General features: G+C 69.7%; 8 protein-coding genes. 3 read left to right on the top strand and 5 right to left on the bottom strand.

Features of this window, described 5'->3' with window-relative positions; genetic code table 11:
• A partial coding sequence (locus VM242_05100) for a hypothetical protein (GenBank protein ID HVM04529.1) occupies window positions 1–516 on the bottom strand: 516 nt, incomplete at its 3' end.
• 334 nt (window positions 517–850) lie between these two features.
• Between VM242_05100 and VM242_05095 the strand changes: the two genes are divergently transcribed.
• Window positions 851–2,281: an EAL domain-containing protein gene (locus VM242_05095; protein ID HVM04528.1), complete on the top strand. Its 1,431-nt coding sequence runs from the start codon at window positions 851–853 to the stop codon at window positions 2,279–2,281.
• 317 nt (window positions 2,282–2,598) lie between these two features.
• Here the strand turns inward: VM242_05095 and VM242_05090 are convergent, their stop codons facing one another.
• Window positions 2,599–2,898 carry a nucleotidyltransferase family protein gene (locus tag VM242_05090; GenBank protein ID HVM04527.1) on the bottom strand — a complete coding sequence of 100 codons (300 nt, stop codon included), beginning with the start codon at window positions 2,896–2,898 and terminating at the stop codon, window positions 2,599–2,601.
• 158 nt (window positions 2,899–3,056) lie between these two features.
• On the bottom strand, window positions 3,057–4,481 hold the full coding sequence (glnA, locus tag VM242_05085) for a type I glutamate--ammonia ligase (protein ID HVM04526.1): 1,425 nt from the start codon (window positions 4,479–4,481) through the stop codon (window positions 3,057–3,059).
• Between the two features lie 165 nt (window positions 4,482–4,646).
• On the opposite strand from glnA (VM242_05085), the gene glnA (VM242_05080) reads away from it, so the two are divergent.
• Together glnA (VM242_05080) and VM242_05075 are read left to right on the top strand one after the other, a co-directional pair.
• The gene (glnA, locus tag VM242_05080; GenBank protein ID HVM04525.1) at window positions 4,647–5,981 is read left to right on the top strand and encodes a type I glutamate--ammonia ligase; all 1,335 of its coding nucleotides are present in this window, start codon (window positions 4,647–4,649) and stop codon (window positions 5,979–5,981) included.
• An 8-nt stretch (window positions 5,982–5,989) separates the two neighbouring features.
• The gene (locus VM242_05075) at window positions 5,990–6,670 is read left to right on the top strand and encodes a response regulator transcription factor (GenBank protein ID HVM04524.1); all 681 of its coding nucleotides are present in this window, start codon (window positions 5,990–5,992) and stop codon (window positions 6,668–6,670) included.
• A 22-nt stretch (window positions 6,671–6,692) separates the two neighbouring features.
• Here VM242_05075 and VM242_05070 read toward each other — a convergent pair whose 3' ends face one another.
• Together VM242_05070 and VM242_05065 are read right to left on the bottom strand one after the other, a co-directional pair.
• Window positions 6,693–6,818: a hypothetical protein gene (locus VM242_05070; GenBank protein HVM04523.1), complete on the bottom strand. Its 126-nt coding sequence runs from the start codon at window positions 6,816–6,818 to the stop codon at window positions 6,693–6,695.
• A 3-nt stretch (window positions 6,819–6,821) separates the two neighbouring features.
• Window positions 6,822–7,187, bottom strand: a complete 366-nt coding sequence (locus VM242_05065; protein HVM04522.1) for a Rid family detoxifying hydrolase — start codon at window positions 7,185–7,187, stop codon at window positions 6,822–6,824.
• Between the last annotated feature and the right edge of the window lie 6 nt (window positions 7,188–7,193).

Below are 7,193 nucleotides of genomic sequence, written 5' to 3'. Positions count from 1 at the left end.
GGCGGGCAGGTTGGTGCGCACCTGGGTCAGCGCCGACAGCACGGCGTCGCCCTGGGTCGCCACCACGCCGCGGGCGGTGGTGATCTGGGTGTCGACGGCCTTGACGATGTCGCCGCCGGCCTTGACCGACGCGTTGGCCGTAACCGTGGCCGTGGTGGCGAGGTGGCCCACCAGGCGGATGGACTTGTTCGTGAACTCGCCGAAGGCGTCGACGGCGGCCTTGGAGCCGGTCTCGACGGCCGCCTTCATGGACGTGGACGCCTCGTCGAGGCGGGTGCTGGCCAGCTCGACCTGGGCCTGGGCCTCGGCCTTGGCCTCGGCCGAGGTGTCCGACAACAGGGCGATGGCCCGCTGCTGGGCCTGCTCGGCCGCCCGCAGGTCGGCGTGGGCCCTGGCGGTGATCTCGGCGCCGGCGTCGACGCCGACGGGCGGGGAGTTCATGACGACGGCGGCGGTGCCGGTGCCACCGAGGGCGACGGCGACGGCGGCGGCGGCGATGGAGCTGATGCTGAACATTGGAGGTTCTCCTTGGGGTTGGGGCCGGCCCCGGGGTGGTGCCGGCGGGCGTTGGTCGGAGGACTGATCGCCCGACCACCGCTGCTCCGTCGCGGCGACCGTCGCTTCGGGCGGCTGGTGGTGCGACCCGAAGGGATGTCATCCGCTCGGAGTGAGAGAGGACCGTCGCTCGGGTGGCGGTGATCCACGCCGACGCAGCGACTCGGCTGTGCCCTCGGATCGACAATATCGACGGCTATGGGTAGTTTCTCTCGATGCGCTCAGCGAACCCGCAGCGCAGGCAGCCGGGCGTCGGCACACCGCGGCGATGAGCCAACCCGGGGGCGGGCGAGTGGTGGCAGTGCACGCGCGCCAGCTCGTCGCCGACGTCGTCAGCCGAGTCATCGACGGCATCGAGGGCTTCTCGGCAGTGGCGGTGCCAGCCGGGGCCGGCGAAGTCGTGCCGACCCTGCTGGCCCACCGTCCCGACGTGGTGGTGGTCGAGGACGCACCGCCGGACGTCGACGGTCAGTCGTTGGTACTGGAGATGCGCGAACTCGCACCGTCGACGGCGTTCGTCTTGCTGACGGGAGACTCCAGCGGCCGGGCGGTCGTGCGCGCTCTGCACTCCGGCTGTCGCGGCTTCATGCACACCGCACGCGCCTCGGGCGAGCTGGTGGGGATCCTTCGCACCGTCGTCGCGGGCGGGACGGTGTTTCCGGGCGACGCCATCGCCGACACTCCTCGGCTCGACGACCTGGTCGTCCACTATCAACCCGTCGTCGACCTCGAGGGCAACGGTGTCGTGGAGACAGAGGCGCTCGTGCGATGGAACCACCCCATGGTGGGCCTGCGCGGCCCGGCGGAGTTCCTGCCACAGGCCGAGGTGACCGGTCTCATCGAACCACTCGGATGGCACGTGCTCGGCCAGGCATGTCGGCAGGCCGCCGCTTGGCGTGCCGAGCTTCCCGACGCCGAAGGGCTGTCGATGGCGGTGAACGTGTCGCTCCGCCAACTCGTCGCGACCGATGTGGTCGATCGCGTCCAGGATGCTCTGGACCAGGCCGGCTTGGCCCCCGACGCCCTCGTGCTGGAGTTCCCGGAGACGGCTCTTGCCGCGGGCGACGCCCCCTTGATCGACCGACTCCAGGCCGTCGCCGCCCTCGGCGTCGAATTGCGTGTCGACGACTTCGGGACCAGCCAGTCGTCCTTGGTGCACCTGCGCCGTCTTCCCATTTCCGCCTTGAAGATCGACTACGACTTCGTCAACGCCATGCTGGCTCGGTCCAACGCCGCAGACATCGTCGGCGCCATCGTCGCCCTCGCCCACAGCCTGGGCATGAGATCGGTAGCGGAGGGCATCGAGAACGAGCGCGAAGTGTCGTTGCTCCGCGAGCTCGGGTGCGAACTAGGGCAGGGCTACGTGTGGGCCCGCCCGCTCGATGCCGAGGCATTCGCATCCTGGTACCTGGACCACCTCGGTTTGCCGTGTCGCCCTGCTGCGACGCAGCGAGACAACGGTCGCGACCGGGCCAACGGTACGGTCACGCTGAAGTACGAGCACTGCGGCTGGTGCCACCGTCGGGGTGCCTACCTGGTGCCAGGCCGGCCCATCCTGCGGTGCAGGTACTGCCAGGCGCACTTCGACGTCTCGGCGCTGTCGCCCGGGAGGCTGTCCGAGCGCCTTGACGTCTACGCCCGCAATCTCCAGGGTCGCCGGACCGCCGAGCACGTGAACAGGGCCGGTGCCTGCTCGGAGTGTCGACCCGGCCGATCTCCGCGGTAGATCGGTTCGGCGCGAGCCAGTCGGCACTGGCACTGCGGCAGGAGATCCGTCGCTGTGGTGTGCAGGATCTGCAGATCGATCGACCAATAGCCGTGGATGACCCGGTTGCGGAGGCGAGCGGGTTGCGCCCACGGGATCCGGGAACCGCGCCTTCACCTGGTCGTCGAGCTGAGTTGCCGCCTCGCCGAGGACGGTGAAGTTCCAGAGCAAGGCGTCTCGGCGCTGACGGTCCGCGCTGAGGGTGGCGAGGTCGATGCCATCGACCAGCGAATTGCGCTTGTGACGCGGCCTCGATCATCTCCCCGATCAGGAGCAGTTCACGCCGCATACAGCGGGCGGGCCTCGGCGAGAACCTCGTCTCGCAGTCGCTCGTGCAACGAGTTCCGCGACACGAGGTCGACCGGCCGGCCGATCAGCTCGGAAAGCTCGTCCGCGAGCTTCTCGATGTCCCAACCGAGGCGGCTCTCCGGCGCGAGGTCGTAGAGCACGTCGATGTCACTGTCGGGCGTGTCCTCGCCACGACTGACCGAGCCGAAAACCTCGAGCCTCGACACCCCGTAGCGGCTGCAGATGTCGCGCAGGCGATCCGGGTTGACGGCGAGGCCGGGGACGGTCACCGACCCATCGTACGGGCGTCGTCAAGGGCCGGCTGGGGTTTCTTGCTGACCTCGCCACGGGGCGCCGTCGAGGGCCGCTGGATACCCCTATTGACCCCTCGTGTCGCGTCCTAGACCGTGTACCGAGCCCACAAAGCCCTGCTCAGCGACCTATCGGCCTAGATGTCGTAGTAGAGCATGAACTCCCACGGGTGGGGCCGGAGGCGGACCTCGTCGATCTCCTTGAGGCGCTTGTAGGCGATCCACGTCTCGATGAGGTCGTCGGTGAACACGCCCCCCGCCTTCAGGAAGTCCTGGTCGGTCTCCAGGGCGGACAGGGCCTCCTCCAGCGAGCCCGGGACCTGGGGCACCTGGGCCAGCTCCTCGGGCGGCAGGTCGTACAGGTCCTTGTCGACCGGGTCGGGCGGCTCGATGCGGTTCTGCACGCCGTCCAGGCCGGCCATGAGCATGGCCGAGAAGGCGAGGTAGGGGTTGCAGCTCGGGTCGGGGCAGCGGAACTCGACCCGTTTGGCCTTGGGGCTCTTGGAGTACAGCGGGATGCGGCAGGCGGCCGAGCGGTTGCGCTGGCTGTAGACGAGGTTCACCGGCGCCTCGTAGCCGGGCACCAGCCGCTTGTACGAGTTGGTGGTGGGGGCGGCGAAGGCGAGGATGGCGGGCGCGTGCTTGAGCAGCCCGCCGATGTACCAGCGGCCCAGGTCCGACAGTCCGGCGTAGCCGGTCTCGGCGTAGAACAGGGGCTCCCCGCCCCGCCACAGGGACTGGTGGGTGTGCATCCCCGAACCGTTGTCCTGGAACAGCGGCTTGGGCATGAAGGTGGCCGACAGGCCGTTGGCCCGGGCCACGCTCTTGACGACGTACTTGTAGAGCATGAGGCGGTCGGCCATGGTCAGCAGGGTGTCGAACCGCATGTCGATCTCCGCCTGCCCGGCGGTGCCGACCTCGTGGTGCTGCACCTCGATCGGGATGCCCAGCTTCTGCATCTCGATGACCATCTCGGACCGCAGGTCCTGGAAGTGGTCCATGGGCGGGACGGGGAAGTAGCCCTCCTTGTACCGCGGCTTGAACCCGAGGTTCGGGCCCTCGTCCTTGGCCGAGTTCCAGATGCCCTCCACCGAGTCCACCTGGTAGAAGGCGGAGCGCTGGTCCTGCATGAACCGCACGTCGTTGAAGATGAAGAACTCGGCCTCGGGCCCGAAGTACGCCGTGTCGGCGATGCCGGTGCTGGCCAGGTACTCCTCGGCCTTCTTGGCGACGTAGCGGGGATCGCGGCTGTAGCTCTCCCCCGTCACCGGGTCCTGCACGAAGCAGTTGATGTTGAGCGTGGGGTGCTGGCGGAACGGGTCGACGACGGCGGTGTTCGGGTCCGGGAGCAGGATCATGTCCGACTCCTGGATCTCCTGGAAGCCCCGGATCGACGAGCCGTCGAACCCGTAGCCCTCCTCGAACGCCTCCTCGGTCAGCTGGTTCACGGGGACCGAGAAGTGCTGCATCAGACCGGGGAGGTCGCAGAACCGGAAATCGACGATCTCGATCCCCTCGTCCTGTGCGAGTCGGACGACCTCCGCTGCGCTGCGCTGCTCCACGAGTCCCTCCCTGGGCGACGGCGATCTCGGCCGGCGACAGCCTGCCACCAACGCCCGCCGCCTGCCCGGGCGTGATGTGAACAGATTGTGAAGCGGCGGGTCAACGGGGCGGCTACCTGGGCGGCGGCTGCGAGACTGGAAGCCGACGACGAAGGCAGGACGGACATGGAGCGCCAGCAGGACTACGTGATGCGGACGGTGGAGGAGCGCGGCGTGCGCTTCATCCAGCTGTGGTTCACCGACGTGCTGGGCATCCCCAAGGCGTTCAACATCACCCCGGCCGAGCTCGAGGGCGCCCTCGATGAGGGGATGACGTTCGACGGCTCGGCCATCGACGGGTTCAGCCGGGTCCAGGAGAGCGACGTGCTCGCCGTCCCCGACGCCACCACGTTCCAGCTCCTGCCCGCCCGCAACGCCAACTCGCCGGTGGCCCGGGTGTTCTGCGACGTCAACAACCTCGACGGCACGCCCTTCGAGGGCGACCCCCGCTGGGTCCTCAAGCGCCAGCTGAACCGGGCGCACGACAAGGGGTTCTCGTTCTTCGCCGCCCCCGAGGTCGAGTACTTCTACTTCGCCGGCGACGCCGACACCCGTCCCCTCCAGCCCCTCGACCAGGGCTCGTACTTCGAGCTGACGGTGGCCGACCTGGCCGGCGACCTGCGGCGGCGCACCGTGCTGACCCTGGAGGACATGGGCATCCCCGTCGAGTACAGCCAGCACGAGGACGCCCCCAGCCAGCACGAGATCGACCTGCGCTACACCGACGCCCTCACCATGGCCGACACCGTGATGACCGTGCGCCTGGTGGTCAAGGAGATCGCCCAGGAGGCCGGGGTCCACGCCACCTTCATGCCCAAGCCCATGGCCGGCCTCCAGGGGTCGGGGATGCACACCCACTTCTCCCTGTTCGAGGGCGACGCCAACGCCTTCCACGACGAGGGCGACGAGCACCAGCTGTCGGCCGTCGGCAAGAAGTTCATCGCCGGCCTCCTCACCCACGCCCGCGAGATCACGGCCGTCACCAACCAGTGGGTCAACTCGTACAAGCGCCTGATCGCCGGCTACGAGGCGCCCGTCTACGTCTCGTGGGCCCGGAACAACCGGTCCGCCCTGGTGCGCGTTCCCGTGGCCAAGCGGGGCAAGAAGGAGTCGGCCCGCATCGAGTACCGGGCGCCCGACCCGGCGTGCAACCCCTACCTCGCCTTCGCCGTGGTCCTGGCCGCCGGCCTCAAGGGCGTGGAGGAGGGGTACGAGCTGCCACCCGAGGCGGCGGCCAACCTCTACCTGATGACGCCCGAGGAGCGGCTGGCCGACGACATCGCGTCGCTGCCCGGCTCCCTGGCCGAGGCGCTCACCGAGATGGAGCGCTCCGAGCTCATGGCCGAGACCCTGGGCGAGCACGTCTTCGAGTGGTTCCTCCGCAACAAGTGGGCCGAGTGGACCGACTACAAGGCGCAGGTCACCCAGTTCGAGCTCGACCGCTACCTCCCCCTGCTCTGACGAACGAGATGGAACCGCTCCTCCTCCACCCCGACCCGGTCCCGCCCGCCCTCGCCCAGGCCCTCGACCTGGCCGGCTACCCCTGGAAGGCCGTCTCCTCGTCCGACATGGCGACCCGCCTCGAACCCGAGGACGGGTGGGCGGGCGCCATCGTCTGCGCGGCCGACGACCCCGAGGACGCCTTCGCCCTCTGCCGCGCCCTGCGCAAACGGGACCTGCCGCTCGAGCCGCTCCTGCTCCTCGTGACCGGCCCCCAGCTCCCGGACCTCGAGCTGCGCGAGGACCTCTTCGACGACTTCTCCCTGTGGCCCTTCCAGCCGCGCGAGCTGGAGGCGCGCCTCAAGCACCTGTTCTGGCGGACCGGCCGCGGCACCCGTCCGGAGCTGGTGGAGTACGGCCCCCTGGTGCTCAACCTGGAGACCTACCAGGCCGGCATCTCGGGCCGGCCGCTCGACCTCACCTACATGGAGTACGAGCTGTTGAAGTTCCTGGCCACCCACCCGGGCAAGGTGTTCACCCGGGAGACCCTGCTGTCGCGGGTCTGGGGCTACGAGTACTACGGCGGCGCTCGCACGGTGGACGTGCACGTCCGGCGGCTGCGGGCCAAGCTCGGCAACGAGCACGAGCAGCTGATCCAGACCGTGCGGTCGGTGGGCTACCGCTTCGGCCAGTCCCGCTGGAGCCTCTGAGGGCGCCGGACGGCGGACCGGCTCAGGCGTCGTCGGCCCGGCCGCTGAACGACTCGCCGAGGACGGCGCACACCAGGGCGGCGGCCGCCAGGAACAGGGCGGGGAGCACCACCACCACGACCACGGCGATCGCCAAGCCGCCGACCACGCTTCACTCCCCCTCGCCGGCGCGGCGCGAGCGGGCCCACGCCTCGACCTCGACCACGGCCCCCAGGGGGAGGGCGGCCACCCCGACGGTGGAGCGGGCCGGGCGGTGGTCGCCGAAGGCGGCCGCGTACTCCTCGTTCATGGCGGCGAAGTCGCCCATGTCGGTGAGGAAGACGGTCGTCTTCACGACGTCGGACAGCGACGCCCCCTCGTCCTCCAGGAGCAGGCGGAGGTTGGCGAGGGCCTGGACCGTCTGCTCCCGGACACCGCCGTCGACCAGGGCGCCGTCGCGCAGGCCGACCTGGCCGGAGCAGATCAGCCAGCTCCCGGTCCTCACGACGGGCGAGTAGGGGCCGACGGGCTTGGTCATCCCCGC

The sequence above is a fragment of the Acidimicrobiales bacterium genome (assembly GCA_035540975.1).
GTDB lineage: Bacteria > Actinomycetota > Acidimicrobiia > Acidimicrobiales.
This window is presented reverse-complemented; position numbering and strand designations above follow the sequence as displayed.